The organism is Bartonella sp. AP88XZML (assembly GCF_042195565.1).
GTDB lineage: Bacteria > Pseudomonadota > Alphaproteobacteria > Rhizobiales > Rhizobiaceae > Bartonella.
In genome coordinates this window covers 48116-68291 of the sequence record NZ_JBHIOQ010000059.1, presented here as the reverse complement: position 1 = coordinate 68291, position 20176 = coordinate 48116, and the positions used below count along the sequence as shown (strand labels likewise).

Genomic DNA, 20176 nt, shown 5'->3' with positions numbered 1-20176 from the left:
GCCCAAAACAATACCAATAAAATATTGAACAAAAAATCCTATTTCAAGACATTATTGGCAACAAGCAATTATAGGAAAAATAAGAAGCGTATAAAAGTTTCATGCCCGATAGCAGCGGCTTTCAGATTATAATACCCCTCCCCTCACAACGATTGCAACTTTTCTTACATATCGCAAGGATGTCATGTAAAAGGCTAAAGATAGAGTACATATTCTATAATCACCATTGCATAAATATCTTACACACTTTATGCTTTTCCACGAGAGCAAAAGGAAGATGTCAATGTCATCTAAACTGACGCGTAACCAAACATTGGTTTTAAACACTTTAAAAAATGCAAAAGGGCCTTTAAGTGCTTATGCGATTCTCAATCACTTACGCGAAGAAGGTTTTCGTGCACCTCTCCAAGTTTATCGTGCGTTAGAAAAACTCGTACAATTAAAGTGTATTCATCGTCTTGAAAGTGTAAATGCCTTTATGGTCTGTTTACACCCTGAAAACTGTCAACATGAACTTACAACGTTTATAATTTGCGAAAACTGTGGCACAGTCAACGAAATACAAAATCAAACGATTGTATCGAGTTTAAAACAGATGGTTCAAGCTGTTGACTTCCAAGCACATAAAAGCACCTTAGAAGTACGAGGTCTTTGTAAAAAATGCGCAATAAAATAAGACCGCTAACTTGAAAACAAGATCTCTAACTTGCAAGTTTATATATTTAGCATTATGTACCAGGGATCGCCTTATTGTTTGAAAAGCTCTTATCGTCCGTGCATGTATATCACCCGATCTTAGTGATGGGTTTATTATACTCATTGGAACATAAATATTGAAAGTATAAAATCATGTCCGTAGCTGAGACAATTTTTTCAACCAAAAATTTCAATAAAACGCAAAAAAAGAAAGTAATCAAGGCTCTTCTTATTGTCTTTGCACTCTTTGTGCTTTGGTTTAGCTACAAATGGATAACGCAATGGCGTTATATGCTATCCACTGAAGATGCCTATGTACAAGGAGATATAGCCGCTATTGCGACTAAATTAAATGGATATATTGCAAAAATTGCCATTAAAGCCAACCAAGTTGTAAAAAAGGACGATGTTTTATTTTACTTAGACAATGGTGATTATCAAATAGCCTTGGATCAAACAAAAGCGCATCTTGACACACAGAAAAAAACACTTCTACGCATTGATGCACAAATCACAGCCGCTCATAGTGCTTTAGATGATGCAAAAGCGCAAAAAGCAGCCGCTTCAGCCATAGCAACCAATGCACAACTCACCTTAAAACGTGTAACAGAACTGAAAGCCAATCGTTATGCTCCTCAATCTGATGTCGATGATGCCAAATCAGCTTATGAACAAGCCATTGCAAATATTAACAGAGCAGATGCACAAATCGCTGCAGCACGTGCAAATATCCGAGTACTAGAAGCACAACGAAGTGAAACAGAAAGCCAAACAAAGAGTTTAGAACTTTCGCGTGAAAAAGCACAACGTGATCTTGATTCAACCATTATACGCGCGCCATTTGATGGAATCATAGGAAATTTAACAGCAAAAACGGGAGATTTTGTTGTAAATGGCCAACGTCTTGCAGCGTTAGTCCCCATCCATGCACTTTATATTGAAGCAAACTATAAAGAAACACAGTTGCAAAATATTCATGCAGGACAAAAGGCTTATATTTCTGTTGATGCCTTCAAAAAGCAGGTCTTTACAGGAACAGTGCTTTCTATTTCACCTGCAACAGGTGCTGTTTTTTCTCTTCTTCCTCCACAAAACGCTACCGGTAACTTTACAAAGATTGTCCAACGCATTCCCGTACGTATTTCTATTCCAGAAGAAGTCTTAAAGACCGGACATATCCGAGCAGGAATGAGTGTTTCAGTAGAAGTTGATACACGTACAAAACCACAAGATAAAAGTCTCTTATAATAACAAGCAAATAACCTCATTATTATGACATCTTCAATACCAAAGCCCATACAGTCTCAAGAGCGCATAGAAATCCGTAACATTGTGATTTTCATAGTTATGGCCTTTGGCATGTTCATGGCGATTTTGGATATACAAATCGTTGCCTCCTCTTTAGCCGAAGTTCAAGCTGGTCTTTCTGCAAGCTCTGAAGAAATTTCATGGGTTCAAACCTCCTATCTCATCGCTGAAGTCATCATGTTGCCCCTTTCTGGATTCTTAGGAAGATTGCTTTCAACACGTATTTTCTTCACCATATCAGCGATCGGGTTTACGATTACTTCTGTTCTTTGTGCAACAGCAACATCTATTGGAGAGATGATTATCTACCGTGCATTGCAAGGTTTTATTGGTGGAGGAATTATCCCAAGCGTTTTTGTCGCCTCTTATGTTCTTTTCCCTCCTTCCAAACGCCCAATTGTTACCCCTATTGTTGGACTAGTCGCAACATTAGCCCCCACTATTGGTCCAACGGTCGGAGGTTATCTTTGTCATATCTTATCATGGCACTGGCTTTTTCTCATTAATGTGCCTTTTGGGATTATTATTTCAATTCTCGCTTGGAAATTGATTGATTTTGATAAAGCAAATCCATCTCTCATGGCTAAATTTGACTGGTTGGGGCTCATTTCTATGGCTGTTTTTCTAGGAACTTTAGAGTATGTACTAGAAGAAGGCGCACGTCATGATTGGCTGAATGATAGGCTGGTTCGGAATTTATTCATTATCATGATTCTTGCTGCCGCCTTGTTTTTCTGGCGTGCTTTTACAGCAAAAGAACCCATTGTAGATCTCTCTACTTTTTCTAATTTCAATTTTTCAGCTGCATCCATTTTTTCCTTTTCACTGGGGATAGGTCTTTATGGACTCACGTACCTTTATCCTGTCTATTTGAGCCAAATCCGCCATTATGATGCCCTTATGATTGGAGAAACATTGTTTCTTTCAGGATTCGTCATGTTATTAACGGCTCCCCTTGCAGGATTCCTTTCAGCACGAATGGATGCACGTTTAATGATGGCAATAGGACTTTTTGGTTTTGCAATAGGCACTTGGATGGCAAGCACTATCACAGATAAGTGGGATTTTTGGCAGCTTTTTTGGCCGCAAGTTTTCCGTGGTGCTTCTGTAATGTTATGTATGGTTCCTATTAATAATATTGCCTTGGGAACACTCCCACCAGAACGAATGCAAAATGCTTCTGGACTCTTTAATCTCACACGGAATCTAGGTGGTGCTGTAGGGCTTGCCATTATCAGCACTATCATGACAAAACGCACGGATTTCCATTATGAACGAATAGCCGAAACACTTAACCACGCAAACAGACAAGCAACTGAAATGCTTTCAAAGCTTACTTTATTATTCAAAACAGAAACCTTTGATTCCTATACCCTGGCTCTTTCTCAATTGTTTAATATGGTACGCATACAAGCAATGATTATGGCTTTTAGTGATATTTTCTTTATCATAACCATCATCTTTGGTGTTTTGACATTTATGACCATGTTTCTCAAAAAAATACCACCTCTCATGGATTCACCACCAAATCACTAAGCTTAATTAAAATTGAGAAATATTTTTTATCCTTATCACTTTCCTCGCTTCCTATGCACTTTACCTTTTCTCAAGAGACAGTATAAATAAATATGTGATTCTAAATGATTCTTCTGATAAAAATTCTTTTCAATGCAGGCTCTTTACGCACTTTTAAAATAACTTCTCACATACAAAAATTGTTTTAGATGATCGGTAAACAAAGATCTTACCTAACGTGCTCCACACTATAAAGATAAAGCAGCTATTTCTATAAGATTTTTGATTTATCACCATAGGGCACAAAAGATTAAAAGATTCTTGGCCCTTTACTCTTTTGAGTCTTACAAGAATATTCATAAAAGATTTATGATTCTTGTGATTTTTATTCACGCACCTATTTCCCTTATAATGTGTAGGACAACGTTTTTTTGATTCTGAATGCAAAATTTTACATGAAAAAATCATTTTGTATTTGATCCTCTCATGCTAATTGCAAAACGATTTACCTTTATAGTAAAAAAGTAATTATATATTTTTTTCAAAAAAGCTGCTTTTGAACATGTAATTTTATTTTTTACACTCTTTTAAAAAAGCTGATACCTATAATTTTGATTCTACTGCTGCATATTTTTCTTTCTTAAGCCCCTTCTCTTTCAACAAGCGCTAAAATTGTATAAAATTTCTCAAAATATCTCTCTATTGAATCAATCAAAACCATTCCCTTGCACATAAAAAGCAAAGAAACAAAAACTGTTTAAGAAAAAAATAAAATATCCAACCGTTTCGATGCAAGATCTACCAACGATATTGAAAACTGGAAAATGTATGATGATACTGGCTTTTAAAGAATACAAAACCACTCAAAAATCCGGTTCCTTTAATATTATAAAATAGGACGCTATTTAAAAAAATGAGCTTAAAATATATTCCTACTCACTTAACTGAAATTATCAAAAATAAGAAACCAGCCATATAATGAAATCGCAATACAACTCCCCAAAAACTTTGTACCGCTAAATACTTTGGCTCTAGCCAAAACAGTATGCTCTCCTCAATGCCAGCTGTTGAAAAACAAAATAAACACGATCTTCAAGCCACTTTATGATGCTGAAAACGATTTGAAACTTCTCGTTCTCCACTAGGAACCAAAGTGCCATAACACCCAGAAAGATAATGTGGTATCAGTTCCAACGCTTGAAAGCGATGCTTTTCGTAAGGACCAGGCATTGCCAAATTTTCTGTTAAACTATTTGAAAAGCCAAAACGTTGATAAAATTCAAAATCCCCTACCAGCAAAATGGCGCCATATCCCAATTTTTTTGCTGTTTCAATTGCATGGCGGACTAAAATTGATCCTATTCCCATACCAGCACATTCAGATGCAACAGCCAAGGGGCCCAAAAGTAAAGCATGTTGTGTTTTATTTTTTCTTTTAGAAAAAGAAACATGCCAAAGACGGACACTTCCCACAAGCTCTCCAAGCGCATTTTTAACCACAAAAGAAAGTCCTTGAGCAGCTAACCGACCACGACGTAAAGCCTCTGATGATTTACGTTTACGTCCATACCCCATCGTTGAATCAAGCAAAATTTCTCGATAAGGCTTATCGGTTTCTTGCTCCAATAAAAGTGTAAAACATGCCCCATCTTTTGTTTGAAAGTTCATCATGTTCATCTCAATGACCGCCCTCTTATAGCGCCATGACGAGCATAGCAAAAAGTCTAAAAAAACTATAGTTAAAAGGAAACCTCAGATCACATATGATCGTAAAGGCTCAAAACCATTAAAAGCAACCGATGCGTAAGTTGTTGTGTAAGCACCCGTTCCATGAATCAATATTTCATCTCCTATCGTTAGGGATAGAGGAAGCGGATAAGGTGTTTTTTCATAGAGAACATCTGCCGAATCGCATGTTGGTCCAGCCAAAATACAAGGCTCCATTACCTTATCATCATGAGGTGTCTCAATAGGATAACGAATGGCTTCATCCATAGTCTCAGCAAGACCATTAAATTTTCCAATATCAAGATAAACCCATCGTACATTATCATTATCAGCTTTTTTAGATATTAGAACAACTTCTGTACGAATAACACCAGCATTGCCAACCATCGCACGTCCTGGCTCAATAATCGTCTCAGGGATACGATTACCAAAATGCTTTTTCAATGAATCAAAAACTGCTGTACCATAAGCTTGTTCTGTAGGGACATCTTTCAAATAACGCGTTGGAAAACCTCCCCCCATATTCACCAACCTTAGTGAAATACCTTCTTGTTCCAAGCGCTTAAAAACTGTAGAAGCATCCGATAAAGCACGATCCCACGCACTCAGATCAACCTGCTGAGATCCAACATGAAAAGAAACACCGTAGGCTTGCAAACCCAATTGGTGTGCCCGTCTTAGAACATCAACCGCCATAGCTGGAACACAACCGAATTTGCGTGACAATGGCCACTCTGCACCTTTGCCATCGGTAAGAACACGGCAAAAAACACGTGTTCCTGGAGCAACACGCGCAATTTTTTCCACTTCTTCAACACAATCAACGGCATAAAGTGAAACTCCCAATGCATATGCTCGTGCAATATCACGCTCTTTTTTAATCGTATTCCCAAAAGAAATACGCTCTGACGTTGCTCCTGCTTTTAAAGCCATTTCAATTTCTGCAACAGAAGCCGCATCAAAAGAAGATCCTAAAGAACTCAGAAAACGCAAGATTTCAGGAGCTGGATTTGCCTTTATTGCGTAAAAAATACGAGACTGCGGCAGAGCTTTTTCAAAATTTAAATAGTTGTCACGAACAACATCAAGGTCAACAATTAAGCATGGACCTTCAGAACGATGTGTTGCAAGAAAATCGCGAATACGTTGCGTTGCCATCTGCAATTCTCCTTGAGGGAAAGCTCCCCCACTCTATGCTTGGACAGCCAAAGCTGCCAAAAGCTAAAGGACAAAAAACACACAACAACCATCCCCATTCTGATTACAAAAAATCAGAAATTAGCATTGCATGCAGCGAAAGAACAGCGCGAAGCCGCGTTATTCTATTTTATCTGCCTTTTTGATTGGAGTTGAGAAAACCACTTCCGCACTGAAGGCAATGAGGTGTGCCTCTATAGTTATCCCAGCATTTAAAAGCTGGAAGACACCAGAAAGGCCCGCACCGTCGTTGCTTCAAGATGTCCTCATTCTTGCAATTGGCTGTAAGAATGACTGGAGCGGTTAGTTCCAGGTACCGTACCGGTTAATCTCACCATTTGAGAACCAGCGGACACCCACAGGCACGTGCGACTTTGGGCAAGGCATCCTATAAAACGAATCCTTTCTCATTTCAATCATTTTTTTAATTTTAAACATTTTTTAATTCTTAAAGATAAAATGGTGCAAAAAAACAACACTCTCCCCCAGACAAAGCCATCCATCCGCTTTCATGAGATCACACCCCTTACATTATCCGTGCAACATAAATCACTGTCTTGTGTTTAAAGCCCCTCGTTTCTTTACCCTATTCTATCTCCTAATATCCGCAGCAGAAAATAACGCAAAATAAATTATTCAAAACTTAATTTATAATGACAATTTATTATTGTGCCCTTAAACAAAAATCCCATTATAAAATCCTCTTATTTCAACCCTCTTACAATGAATCAATTAAAATCATTCTTTTGCGCATCACAAATAAAAAACAATTGAAAAAAGGAGTACCTCTTATATATCCTCTCAAATGCAAAGATGACCAACATTGAAGACTGAGGATAGTAACGACTGAAGCACCATCGTCTTTAAAGATAACGTGTCCTTCCCCCAACAAAACGCCATCATCTTTCTCATTTACATCCTAAAAAACACCCCTACTTCCACATTCATTTCACAACATCGCTTAAGCAAAATATCATGAAGAATTCCCCGTATAATATAGCTTGTATGATATAGATCAACTACATCTCACCCTCTTTATACTTATGAAATTAAAAACAAACGCTCCCATTCTATCTGCCAACTCCCAATATTGCAGAAACTCCTACATTGAAATGTTTCATAACACCTTATCTAAAATGATTTTTGTCCACACGTTGCTCCCATTTGCAACGTACAAGTGAATGAATTTTACGCGATTCGTTCTCATCTAATCTGAAAGCAATAAAGTTCACAATATTGAACTATTTTATTCAAATGAAAATAAATTATCATTATAAATTAATGTATTATATTAAATTCTGAAATCATAAACTCCTATTATCATTTTATTTTTTCCACCTAGCATCTGCTTTTTCATCTCCTCTTATTAATCACATCTTATTCATACGCTTTTCTCTTAAACTATAAATCTCCCTCCTCTGCGCTGTTGGTGAACGGCTTTTCTATTTTAAAATGAAAAGTATCTGAAAACTCAATCCTATAAAGTCAAGGAGAGCGAACAATCTATAATGATTATTTATAAGTCAAATAATTTAACATAAACAAAAAGACCGAATAATATCCGGTCTTATAAAATATTTTTCTACCAATATTAAAAAACTCTTCTCTCTTAAATTTAAGAGAAAAACGCTACAACTTAAAACTCTACACTGCGATATCCTTATGTCCCTTGATGAGAATCAATTGCACGCAACTTCAACAATTGAAATTGCCTATGGCGCTCACGAAAGCGCTCTCTATCGGCTTCACTACGCGTGTTATAACAAGCATCACAGGAAACACCTTCCTCATAATGAGGCGATAATTTGCTTTCAGCATTAAGAGGAGAACGACACGCACGACATAATTCGCGTCCACATTCTTCAAGACCATGTTGAACAGAAACACGCTCATCAAAAACAAAACACTCACCCCACCATAAACTCTTCTCTTTTGGAATTTTTTCTAAATATTTCAGAATACCTCCTTTTAGATGGTAGACTTGCTCATAACCAAGATCACGAACATAAGCTGTTGATTTTTCACACCGAATGCCGCCTGTACAAAACATAGCAATTTTCTTTTTTTTCTTTAACTCAGCCTCATGTTTACGCACCCATTCAGGAAATTCGCGAAATGTTTTAATCTGCGGATCAATCGCTCCTTGAAAACTCCCTATCGCATATTCATAGTCATTCCGTGTATCGATTAAAATTGTCTCTTCATCTTGAATAAGAGCATTCCAATCTTCAGGATCGACATAAGTACCAACAACTTTTAGCGGATCAACCCCTTCAACCCCCATTGTCACAATCTCTTTTTTCAACCGCACTTTCATGCGATGAAAAGGCATTTTTGATGCCCATGAATATTTAATCTCCGGCGTTTGAAACGCTGGCTCAGCCGTAATAAAACCCACCAATGCCTCAATCGCATCACAAGAACCAGCAACTGTTCCATTAATGCCCTCTTGTGCTAAAAGCAGAGTGCCTTTGATATCCTTTGCTTGACATAAATCCTGCAAAGGTTTTTGTAATTGATGATAATGCTTCAAATCTGCAAAGCAATAAAGTGCAGCAACTTTAAAATTCTTTTCCATGTGTTTTGCCATAACGCGCGTTTCATTCAATTTCAAGATTTATTCATGTACTCTTTAACATATTGTGCTTAATCAAACGATACAAATAATATCATCTCCAAGAAGAAAAAATATCATGTGCCAAAAAAGAAAAAAGCTTTTATTATATCTCCAAGGACAAACTGTCATACCTATTTTACTCATTGACAATCTACAAAGTGCTGTACCCTTAACACGCGCTCTTGTCAAAGGTGGATTAAAAACAATTGAGATCACCTTGCGAACACCAAATGCCCTCAAAGCAATTCAGAAAATCACACAAGAAGTCCCTGAAGCAATTGTTGGAGCCGGCACAATTCTCAACACAACACATTACGAAAAAGCCGAACAAGCTGGAGCCAAGTTTATTGTAAGCCCCGGATTATCCAATGAACTAATCAATTGTGCAAAAAATAGTGAAATTCCCCTTCTTCCCGCTGCAATGACCCCAAGTGAACTCATGCAAGCATTAAACAAAGGCTATTCATATCTTAAATTTTTCCCTGCTGAAGCTGCTGGAGGTATTTCCTTCATCGAAGCTTTAGCATCTCCCTTCTCTGATATCTGGTTTTGCCCAACAGGCGGTATTACACAAAAAAGTGCACCACAATGGCTCCAACTGCCCAATGTCTTCTGCGTTGGAGGTTCTTGGATAGCGCCCCAAAAACTTATTGCCATAAGTGATTGGGATTCGATTACTGCATTAGCATATACCGCATCACAACTTCCCTCTCCCTCGAAAAAAGCTCTTTCTACAATATAATGTTAAAGTGCAAGAATATCAGTCCCTTCAACAAGACCAAAGCTTTCACACATTCTTGCGCAACCTTTTAACATTGCCATGGAAACACAAATCATCACCCAATCTTCATCGAGATGAATTTGGGGAAGTGCTATTGTTTCAAAGCCGCTTGTTTCAAAAAAGCACCCACTCTCCATAACAGTCGTAATACGCCCCATATGCTCAGAAAGCTCACGAGTGGTCATAGGATAAAATTTCAACTGTTGTGCATATGCCCCACAATGAGTGGATCTTATTGCAAAAAGGAAACAAGATCTTTTGCACAAATTGACTCATTCTTTTCGCGCGTTATTTAAATAAGAACAACTTCTGAAAATTTTTCATAAATGTCAGGCTCACGAATAAAGCTTGCAAAAGAAAAAAACACGTACCGGTTTGAAAGAAGATAAAGCATCAACTTTCCCACTCATTACTCCACAAAAGCGCGCTCTACAACATAAGTAGCAGGAGCATTATTGGCCCCTTCAACAAGACCAAAGCTTTCACACATCCTTGCGCAATCTTTTAACATAGCCATGGAACCACAAATCATCACCCGATCCTCATCAGGATGAATCTTAGGAAGTCCTGTTGTTTCAAAAAAGTCCCCACTTTCCATAACAGTCGTAATACGGCCCATATGCTCAGAAGCTTCACGAGTAGTCATAGGATAAAATCTCAACTGTTGTGCATACTCTCCAATGAGTGGATCTTGTTGCAAAGAGGAAACAAGATCTTTTGCATAAATTAACTCATTTTTTTCGCGCGTTGTTTGAATAAGGACAACTTCTGCAAATTTTTCATAAGCTTCAGGATCACGAATAAGGCTTGCAAAAGGAGCAATCCCCGTCCCAGTTGAAAGAAGATAAAGACGTTTTCCAGGAATAAGAGCATCAAGCACCAGCGTTCCTGTAGATTTTTTACGCATGAGAACTGTATCACCAATTTTAATTTTTTGGAGATGCTCGGTTAAAGGTCCCCCTGGAACTTTTATCGAAAAAAACTCAAGCTGTTCATCCCAAAAGGGACTTGCAATCGAATAAGCACGATAAATCGGCTTTTCTGCATTTGGCAAACCGATCATAACAAACTCACCCGAACGAAAACGAAAACTTTCCGGACGATTCAGACGGAATTTAAATAACCGATCTGTATAATGACAAACCTCTTGGACAGTAAGGGCGAACACATTCTCAGGAATCGGAAAATTTGCAACGCTGCTGATGCTTGACGGAACATTGGTAGCAGACGTATTCATACTCTTCCCCATATCTTTATTGAACGTTAAATTTCGAATCTTTGACGTGATATAGTACTTGCACAACCATCTGCCAACAATTTTCTCAACACAAAAACCTCAAGGTTAACACTTTTATGTCAAAATTAAATAAATGAGTCTAGTGCACTCTATAAGCGATAAAATTGATTTCACTTAAAACCAATCAAAGACTAGAAAGTAAATACTGGATACCCAATCCATCTTGAAAACAAATAATATCCAAATCAACGAGTTTTCTAAATCAACAGTTTTAATGTATCAAAAAGTGTTTACACTGTTTTCTATTCAATAAAAATAATTTTAAGTGCATGAGACAACATCCAAAATTGCACAGATGAGTGATCTTCCCTCTCATGGTAGAAAACTTGTAATGCATTGATTTAACGTGGTTAATTTAATCATTTTACCTTCTCTAAATAAGAAGCCAATGCAATATTTAATCAAAACAATCACACCAGCAATAATAGTCTAACATTGCACTCTTCAAAATGATACAATACAATAAATTATGTTTATTTTTTTATATGCCTAAACGAGGGCAAATAAGTAAAAAAGTCTATGTTTTACAAATCATTAGAAGATACCATGTTGATAACAACACAAATAAAACTAAACTATCTCTTATATCCAGAGTACCATTTTACATAAAAAATGACTTTAATGGCAGCATAGGCTTCTTATGATTTTGACCATAGCAAATAGTGTCTTTCCCCTATATCGTAAAGAACCTCAATGAAACAACCAAAAAAACTCCGTATTTCACGAACACAGATAAGCTTTTAAAATGAACAAATCCGTTAATGATGAAATAAATACATCACTCTATACAGCTGTAGCAACCATCGATGTCAGTGCCATTGTTGCCAATTATATCACTTTAGCCAAACGTGTAGCTCCAACACAATGTTCAGCAGTTGTAAAAGCAAATGCCTATGGATTAGGAGCTCACAAAATTGCTCCTGCCCTTTATCAAGCTGGTTGTCGCACTTTTTTTGTCGCACAAATCAGAGAAGCACTCCAATTAAAAAGCATTTTACCATCAAATGTCACGATTGCCCTTCTGAATGGACTTCCACACTTAGCAGAAGAGTTTGTCGCACAATCTGGTATTGTTCCTGTTCTAAACTCTTGGAATGCCATTGAAAATTGGCAAAAAATTTGTCAAAAAAAAGATAAAAAATTTCCAGCAATTGTTCAAATCGATACCCATATGAACCGATTAGGACTGGATCAAAAAGAGTTACAAAAACTCATCAAACACCCTACAATTTTCGAAAAAGCAGAAATAAAATATATTCTTAGTCATCTTTCTAACGGAGAAGATGATACCCACCCATCAAATTATGCCCAATTGACTTCTTTCAAAACTATCCTTGCGCAATTGCCTGCTTGCAAAGTTTCCTTTGCCAATTCTGGAGGTATCTTTCTAGGATCAGATTTTTATTTTGATCTTGTTCGTCCAGGCATTGCACTTTACGGAGTTGATCCGCGGGGAAAACACCCATCACCTCTGAAACCTGTTTTAAAACTTGAAGCCCAAGTCATTCAAAGCCGCGTTGTTGATATAGGAGCACCTGTTGGTTATGCAGAAAGCTTTATAACCAACAGACCAAGCACTCTTGCAACCATTTCTATAGGCTACGCAGACGGCTGGCTCCGTGCTCTTTCGAATAAAGGAACTGTTTATTTCAACGGGCACAAACTTCCCATGGTTGGGCGGGTTTCTATGGATTCCATTATTGTAGATACGACCGATCTTGAACAAAAACCTCAAACTGGTGACTGGGTAGAGCTCATTGGTCGCCATCAAACACTTGAAAAAGTATCTATAGATGCCGATACCCTCCCCAATGAAATTCTAACATCTCTTGGCTCCCGCTATAAATACATTTACACATAAAAACTCTTTAGCCATAAAGAAATAAATTGATAAAAATCATCATTTTAGAAAATTGAGGGGCTTTTACAAAAGATTTTACAACAATCAACCACATAGAATGGTCATAGATACCGTACATTCACAGAAATCTCAAAACAGACAAGTTAATGGACTGTTTTATGGAAGTAGCTTTCATCTAAAATACAAAAACTTAGCCTTTCCCCATAAATTGACAAAAAAGAATCTACTACAAAGTTTTTAAAATTAATTTCCCAATTAAAATCATTCGCTTGCATACCACAAGCTGGACTATGTGTAGATAAAAATGATTTAAGAAAAGAATAATGCCTCTTATGAACCATAGTGCCAAGAGCTATAACATTAGGCGCTGGCAAAGTGTATGGATAGTGCCGGCTTACTCCGTTATGAAGCGTAAAGATTGGGGGATCAATAGATTTACCCTTACACCATTCACAAGCGCCGTCGCGAAATGGGATTAGGAGCGAAATATCTCTTTAAAACAAACATGTGAATTAACAACCCAAGTATATTCTTTTTGGAGCGTTCTGTTTTACATGAGGGTCGTGCCCCCATTAAAAAACACAATAAATAAAAGTGTGGAGCAATGTGCAATCCCCATTATTAAAAAAACATTGCTTTAAATGCTTTTGAAAGCCGCAAAGCTGAATTAAAAGGAGATGACAAACTGAGGATTGAGTTTTACCTTTACGGCTTTACATTTTCCCAAAATGAGATTGTCTTCCAGTTTCAAAGGTTACGTCAACAGAAATACGCAATCCCCTCGCCCTCATCTGACAGACAAAAGCTGGAACTACTCATAAAGCTCTTTTTTTCTCAATCTCTGACTCAAAACATGTGGCTGCGTTAAGTTTGGATGTTGATTTACAGGCAACAGCTAAAGCACACGAGCTCTTAGAAAAACAGCGCTGTAAAGTTACAAACTGACTTGCAATGAAGTGGAAAGATGTGCCGGCTTTTTATAAGACACCTTGTAAAAAACACCCATAATACATTTGGCTTTGCGTTTGCTCATTCTAACAGGTGTTTTTACATATTTTTGCGTCATATTTACAAAAAGCAGATTAAAGAGAAATATTTAGACAATTCTTGACTCGAAAAGATGCAACAACAGAGTTTCGCGTGTCTTTATCATCAAAAACACTAAAATTGATTTTATTCTTTCTACAACCGGTCGTCGTCACCCTAGTGAGAAGGAGTATATCACAACACATGCAACAGACGTGACCCTATCCCCCGTAGGTTTCGCTCTCGTTTACGTGAACTAGCTGGCGAGACCGATGCCGCCTAGTCACTAAAACCATGCCATACGGTAGAAGGCAAAGGAGAGCATGCCTATTGCCGACAAAACACAGCTTTTTGTCGACTTTTTTGATTTTGCTCATGTTATAAAAAAACAATGCAAAATTCTAGAAAATAGACAAATAATTCCATAGTAACATGATCAACAAGCATAAAACCCACACAAAATGTGTGGGCTTTTTTGTTTATGCAAATAAACAAATTAAATACATATTTGTTATTTAATAGGTATTTCCCAATGGCGGGCACGAACAAATGAGCATTCTGTCTCCCGCAACATTATCAATACGCGATACAGGAGGCCAATATTTATTGGCTGGATCAAGAAAACTGTTGGGAAAAGCAGCTTCTTGTCGCGAATAGGGTCGTGCCCAAGCATCATCTAAAGTATCTGCCACTGTATGAGGGGCATTCACCAATGGATTATTGTCTTTTGGCCAAACCCCGCTACCAACTTTCTTAGCTTCTTCAGCAATAGAGAGTAAAGCATCACAAAAACGATCAATCTCTGCTTTTGGTTCCGATTCCGTTGGCTCAATCATCAAAGTTCCCGGAACAGGAAACGACATCGTGGGCGCATGGAATCCATAATCAATGAGACGTTTTGCAATATCATCAACACTCACCCCATACTGCTCTTTCAACACGCGTGTATCCACAATACATTCGTGCGCAACACGTCCATGCTTGCCCCGATAAAGAATGGAATAAGCAGCTGAAAGACGTGCAGCAATATAATTGGCATTTAAAATGGCTATTTGTGTTGCATATTTTAAGCCATCAGCCCCCATCATTCGAATATACATCCATGTAATCGCAAGAATAGACGCACTTCCATAAGGAGCAGCCGAAACCGCATGTGTTGTCCCATCTTGTTCATGACCTGGTAAGAATGGTTTGAGATGCGCTGCAACTCCAATTGGTCCCATACCAGGACCACCACCACCATGAGGAATAGCAAATGTTTTATGAAGATTCATATGACAAACATCAGCGCCAATATCCGCAGGACGAGCAAGACCAACAAGGGCATTGAGATTAGCACCATCAAAATAAACTTGTCCGCCATTTTCATGAATAATAGAACAAATTTCCTTAATACTTTCTTCATAAACACCATGGGTTGAAGGATAAGTAATCATGAGAGCGGCCAATTTATCTTTATGCAATTGCGCTTTCATCTTGAGATCGTCTACATCAACATCACCATCGCTTAAACATTTTACCACAACGACTTCCATCCCTGCCATATGGGCCGAGGCTGGATTGGTACCATGCGCAGATGCAGGAATAAGACAAACTGTACGTTGATGTTCTCTCCGTGATTGGTAATATCGTCGGATAGCCAAAAGCCCAGCATATTCACTTTGAGCACCAGAATTTGGCTGAAAAGAAACTTGCGCAAATCCTGTAATTTCGCACAACCACGCATTTAACTGGTTTATCATCTCCAAATAACCCGCTGCATCCTCTTGTGAAACAAAGGGGTGTATATTGGCCATGCTAGCCCAACTTACAGGCATTAATTCAGCCGCGGCATTAAGCTTCATTGTACAAGAACCAAGAGGGATCATAGCGCGATCCAGCGCCAAATCCTTATCCGCCAAACGACGCAAAAAGCGCATCATATCTGTCTCTGAATGAACCGCATGAAAAAAAGGCTGAGAAAGAAAAGCAGCATCCCGTTTTTTTCCAAAGAGTCGTGGAGAAACCTGATCGCCTAATTTTGCCCCAAAAAGCTGCGCTAAAGCACCAGCATCTTCTTCTGTCGATAATTCATCAAAATTGATTGCAATAGTGTCATCATCGAGAACACGAATAAGGCGCCCACCTATTTTGGCTTGATGCGCAATTTCTCGCGCTTTTCCCTTAACAGAAATACTCACACAATCAAAAAAGCTTTTCCCTTCAACATGAACTCCTGCTGCTTCTAAACCAGCAACAAAACGACATGTTAAATGATGAATTCGCTGCGCAATTTCTTGTAAGCCTTTTGGCCCATGCCAAACAGCATAAGCGGTTGCCATATTAGCCAACAAAGCCTGCGCTGTACAAATATTTGACGTCGCTTTATCGCGCCGAATATGTTGTTCACGTGTTTGCAAAGCTAAACGAAAACCAACGCGTCCTTTGGTATCCACGGATTGACCAACAATACGCCCTGGAATAAGACGCGTTAACGCATCACTCACGGCAAGGTAACCAGCATGTGGACCACCAAATCCCATCGGAACGCCATAACGCTGCATAGAGCCAACAACGATATCTGCCCCCCATTGAGAAGGTGGCTCCTGAAGGGTAAGCGCTAAAGGATCAGCTACAACGATAACTAAAGCTCCCTTTTCCTTTGCCTCTTTTATGATCTCACTGTAATCATGAAAAGAACCTTTTGTATCTGGCCAAGATAAAACAATTGCCGCTGTATCAGAATCAATTTCGCCATTTTGGCTAATCTGAATCCCTTGTGTTTCAGCACGCGTTTGCGCAACACTCAAAGTCTGAGGGTGTAAAAGACTCTGAAGAGAAATTTTTGTTTTTTTCTCACGGAAAAAGCGAAAAGCAAGGGCATTGGCTTCAGCTAAAGCAGTTGCTTCATCAAGAAGGGAAGCAGCAGAAACAGGCAAACCTGTTAGTTCACTAACCAATGTCTGAAAATAAAATAAAAGCTCTAAACGACCCTGGCTAATTTCTGCTTGATAAGGCGTATAAGCAGTATACCAAGCAGGATTTTCAAACAGATTTCGTAAAATAACCGGAGGCACATAAGTTCCATGATATCCTTGCCCAATAAAACTTTTGTGCACATGGTTACGCTCCATCATCTTGGAGAGTTCTTCCAAGGCTTGTCCTTCACTAGCAGCCTCTGGAAGATTCAATGAACGTCCCAAATGGATAGAGTGTGGAACAGCTTGAGAAATGAGTGTATCAACACAATCAAGCTCTAAAACATCAAGCATTTTTTGTGTTTCATCAGGACGCAGCCCAATATGTCGAGAAGAAAAAGAACGCTCGATCATAGTACTCATCCAATCAAAGCCTTATAAGCATCTTTATCTAACAACCCCTCCAGTTGTGTCTCATCCTGCAATGTCATTTTCCATAACCAGCCTTCTGTTTCGGCTTTCTGATTTACCAATTCAGGATTATCAGCCAAGGCTTCATTTATTTCGACCACTTCACCATCAAGAGGAGCATAAACATCTGAAGCCGCCTTCACTGATTCTACAACAGCCGCCGCCTCTCCTTTGGAAAGTTTTGTTCCACTTTGTGGTAAATCAACAAAAACCAAATCCCCTAATTGCTCTTGCGCATAATGCGTAACCCCAACAATCACCACTTGCCCTTCAACGCTAAGCCATTCATGGTCATGTGTAAAATAAGTTTTAGACATAAAAAATCATCCTTTAAAATAACGTTGTTCAACAAAGGGAAGAGAATGAACTGATAATACAATCTTTTTGCCTCGCAGTTCTGTAAAGACTTGTGTCCCTTCAACTTTAAAATCAACAGGAACGTAACCCATCGCGACAGGACCATCAAAAGAAGGACCAAAACCACCTGATGTTACAATGCCAATCTCATTACCTTGATCATCAAGAAGCAGCGCACCGGCACGAATAGGTTGGCGCGTTTGCGGTTTTAATCCAACACGACAACGAGCCGGTCCTTTTTGCAGTGCTTCAAGAAAAGCCTTTGCACCATAAAATTGTGCTTTTTCTCGAACATTTTTAGGAACAGCCCATGTTAGAGCCGCATCAATAGGTGTCGTATCAGGGGTAATATCATTTCCATGCAAACACAGCCCCGCTTCCAACCGCAAGCTATCGCGTGCTGCAAGTCCAATCCACTCAACACGAGAATCACTCAGCAATTTTTCAGCCAACATATGCGCATGCCCTATAGGCAAAGCAATTTCAAAACCATCCTCTCCCGTATAACCAGAACGCGTTATAAACCAATCCTGTTGTGGTTCGAATCCTTGCATAAAGAACAATTCATTCCCTGGTAAATCGGCATCAGCAAGAACGGCTGCCGCTTCAGGACCTTGAAGCGCAAGCAATACCCTTTCAAGGGCAATCACTTGACATTCAAAATCAACCGCACGCTTTTCCAATTCTAAAAAATCAGCCTGTGCATTCCCAGCATTGGCGACCAACATAAAACGACCCTCTTCCAAACGGGTAATAATAAGATCATCAAGAATACCAGCCTGCTCATTAAGCAAATAATTATACCGTGAATGCCCAATCTTTAAAGCTGCTGCATCAATGGGAAAAGCATAGGACAAAAATTCCACAGCTTGTGCCCCTTCAACCGCAATCAATTTCATATGAGAAATATCAAAAAGTCCTGCATGTGCACGCGTATGAAGATGCTCTTTTAAAACGCCAAGAGGATAAGTTAAAGGCATGTTCCAACCCGCAAAAGAACCAAATTTTGCTCCTGCTTTTTCATGCAAATCATATAAAGGAAGTGTTTTTAAAAAAGATGTTTCTTGTGCTGTGCCCATAATAACTCCAAAGCTGCGCTAACGCCCATAGAATATGGTCGTCTCTGCCCCCTCTGTCATCAACCTGAGAGACTCGCGAAAAGATCTTTCGCTTACACCTTCGGCGCGGGTTTTCCCGACTTTCCAGATCTGCCTTCTTCCTTTTACGGTCCTTAAAGCCTGAGAGATTATGGGCTATTTCCCCTTCGGCGGCAATGCGAAAATTTGCAATCTGCACTCTCCCGCAAAAGAATGAAAGAAACGATAACGCTCTTTCCAGCATATTTAAACCTATAGCCTATCTTTATCATACTGTCATTAGTAAAGTGATGAAAATGTTCTCATTTTAAAACTTGCATAAGCTGCTTCAAAAGATTTATAATATTATCCTTTTGAACCTTACAAAAATTGCAAGGAACACATTTTAGGAAATTTAAGACAAAAATCAAAAGCTATAAACAAAAATACCTCTTGAAAATCATACAAAACGTCACACACTAAAAAGATCGCAAAGCAATATTCTTTCGCGCGCAGTTCAACCTTAAAAATAGGGTTTCATATTCTTTTTGAGAATAAGGACTTCAAATATTTTATAAGTATGATTTTAATGCACAAGAAGTAGGTTTTCTGCTTTCTCAATAGTGTCATAAATAGCGACTATTTACAGACTAAAACTACCGAACAAAGGTGACAAAATACTCATGAAAGCTGGTAATATCTCTTACAATTGCGAAAATGATCTTCCAAAACAAATTGCTCTTTTTCCTTTAGAAGGTGCACTCTTACTACCCGGTGGTTTTTTATCACTCAATATTTTTGAACAAGAATCACTTGAAATGATTGAAAATGTTATGGTAACTGATCGCCTATTGGGCATTATTCAACCACTTTCATCGGATACAGATCGCTTCTCTACACAACTTTATAAAACAGGCTGTATAGGGCGCATTACAAACTACAGTGAAACAGGAAATGGACAACTGTTCATTATCTTACAAGGTGTTTGCCGCTTCACTTTAGAACAAGAATTGAAAAACACAAAATCCTATCGAACAGCTCTCATCCAATCAAACATAAAAGACTTGCAAGAATTTGATATTGAAGAAAGCATTAACCGAGAGAACTTACTCGACGTTGTAGAAAAATATCTAACCATACATGAAATGGAATATAATTGGAGCAGCATCATAGAAGCCCCTACACCTATATTGGTTAATGCTTTTTCAGCTCTTATCCCCTTTACACCAGCAGAAAAACAAGCTCTCCTTGAAGCTCCAGATATCGAAAGCCGTGCCCAAACTCTTCTTGCATTAACAGAACGCTCGCTCATGAAACAAACAGGAACAGATTACCGCTTAAACTAATGA

Annotated in this window: 13 protein-coding genes, 1 pseudogene and 1 riboswitch; of the genes and pseudogenes, 6 read left to right on the top strand and 8 right to left on the bottom strand. The window is 38.5% G+C overall.

The annotated features are described in order from the left end of the window. Window positions 1-283 precede the first annotated feature (283 nt). The 3 genes from ACFIK2_RS07320 to ACFIK2_RS07310 all read left to right on the top strand — a co-directional run bounded on the left by ACFIK2_RS07320 (window position 284) and on the right by ACFIK2_RS07310 (window position 3540). Window positions 284-676, top strand: coding sequence for a Fur family transcriptional regulator (locus ACFIK2_RS07320; protein ID WP_375612302.1), 393 nt, complete (start codon window positions 284-286; stop codon window positions 674-676). Window positions 677-849: 173 nt separating this feature from the next. After that, the gene (locus ACFIK2_RS07315; protein ID WP_375633811.1) at window positions 850-1944 is read left to right on the top strand and encodes an HlyD family secretion protein; all 1095 of its coding nucleotides are present in this window, start codon (window positions 850-852) and stop codon (window positions 1942-1944) included. A gap of 24 nt (window positions 1945-1968) precedes the next feature. After that, complete coding sequence (locus ACFIK2_RS07310) at window positions 1969-3540, top strand: DHA2 family efflux MFS transporter permease subunit (protein WP_375634787.1); 1572 nt, start codon at window positions 1969-1971, stop codon at window positions 3538-3540. A 1071-nt stretch (window positions 3541-4611) separates the two neighbouring features. Here the strand turns inward: ACFIK2_RS07310 and ACFIK2_RS07305 are convergent. From ACFIK2_RS07305 to ACFIK2_RS07295, 3 genes are all read right to left on the bottom strand, one after another. Continuing rightward, the gene (locus tag ACFIK2_RS07305) at window positions 4612-5196 is read right to left on the bottom strand and encodes a GNAT family N-acetyltransferase (protein ID WP_375612299.1); all 585 of its coding nucleotides are present in this window, start codon (window positions 5194-5196) and stop codon (window positions 4612-4614) included. 75 nt (window positions 5197-5271) lie between these two features. Next, entirely contained in the window at window positions 5272-6405 is a 1134-nt protein-coding gene (locus ACFIK2_RS07300; protein ID WP_375677089.1) for a type III PLP-dependent enzyme, read from the bottom strand. 1699 nt (window positions 6406-8104) lie between these two features. Next, window positions 8105-9022 (bottom strand): rhodanese-related sulfurtransferase, encoded by a 918-nt coding sequence (locus tag ACFIK2_RS07295; RefSeq protein WP_375677088.1) that lies wholly within the window; start codon window positions 9020-9022, stop codon window positions 8105-8107. A 115-nt stretch (window positions 9023-9137) separates the two neighbouring features. On the opposite strand from ACFIK2_RS07295, the gene eda reads away from it, so the two are divergent. After that, on the top strand, window positions 9138-9803 hold the full coding sequence (gene eda, locus ACFIK2_RS07290; protein WP_375633815.1) for a bifunctional 4-hydroxy-2-oxoglutarate aldolase/2-dehydro-3-deoxy-phosphogluconate aldolase: 666 nt from the start codon (window positions 9138-9140) through the stop codon (window positions 9801-9803). 2 nt (window positions 9804-9805) lie between these two features. On the opposite strand, the pseudogene ACFIK2_RS07285 reads toward eda, so the two are convergent. Together ACFIK2_RS07285 and ACFIK2_RS07280 are read right to left on the bottom strand one after the other, a co-directional pair. Next, window positions 9806-10233, bottom strand: a pseudogene (locus ACFIK2_RS07285) (ferredoxin--NADP reductase); the annotation flags it as partial. Between the two features lie 18 nt (window positions 10234-10251). Next, the gene (locus ACFIK2_RS07280; protein WP_375633816.1) at window positions 10252-11079 is read right to left on the bottom strand and encodes a ferredoxin--NADP reductase; all 828 of its coding nucleotides are present in this window, start codon (window positions 11077-11079) and stop codon (window positions 10252-10254) included. 805 nt (window positions 11080-11884) lie between these two features. Between ACFIK2_RS07280 and alr the strand changes: the two genes are divergently transcribed. Then, a complete protein-coding gene (alr, locus tag ACFIK2_RS07275) occupies window positions 11885-13000 on the top strand; it encodes an alanine racemase (protein WP_375633817.1) in 1116 nt (371 codons plus the stop codon). 1541 nt (window positions 13001-14541) lie between these two features. Here the strand turns inward: alr and gcvP are convergent. Genes gcvP through gcvT form a run of 3 tightly spaced genes read right to left on the bottom strand, consistent with a single transcriptional unit; the run spans window position 14542 to window position 18830 of the window. Further along, window positions 14542-17337 (bottom strand): aminomethyl-transferring glycine dehydrogenase, encoded by a 2796-nt coding sequence (gcvP, locus tag ACFIK2_RS07270; RefSeq protein WP_375633826.1) that lies wholly within the window; start codon window positions 17335-17337, stop codon window positions 14542-14544. A 5-nt stretch (window positions 17338-17342) separates the two neighbouring features. Continuing rightward, the gene (gene gcvH, locus ACFIK2_RS07265; RefSeq protein ID WP_375633818.1) at window positions 17343-17711 is read right to left on the bottom strand and encodes a glycine cleavage system protein GcvH; all 369 of its coding nucleotides are present in this window, start codon (window positions 17709-17711) and stop codon (window positions 17343-17345) included. Between the two features lie 6 nt (window positions 17712-17717). Further along, complete coding sequence (gcvT, locus tag ACFIK2_RS07260; protein ID WP_375633819.1) at window positions 17718-18830, bottom strand: glycine cleavage system aminomethyltransferase GcvT; 1113 nt, start codon at window positions 18828-18830, stop codon at window positions 17718-17720. Between the two features lie 136 nt (window positions 18831-18966). Next, window positions 18967-19064: riboswitch (glycine riboswitch) on the bottom strand. Window positions 19065-19510: 446 nt separating this feature from the next. Between gcvT and ACFIK2_RS07255 the strand changes: the two genes are divergently transcribed. After that, window positions 19511-20173: an LON peptidase substrate-binding domain-containing protein gene (locus tag ACFIK2_RS07255; RefSeq protein WP_375677087.1), complete on the top strand. Its 663-nt coding sequence runs from the start codon at window positions 19511-19513 to the stop codon at window positions 20171-20173. The last annotated feature ends 3 nt before the right edge of the window (window positions 20174-20176 follow it).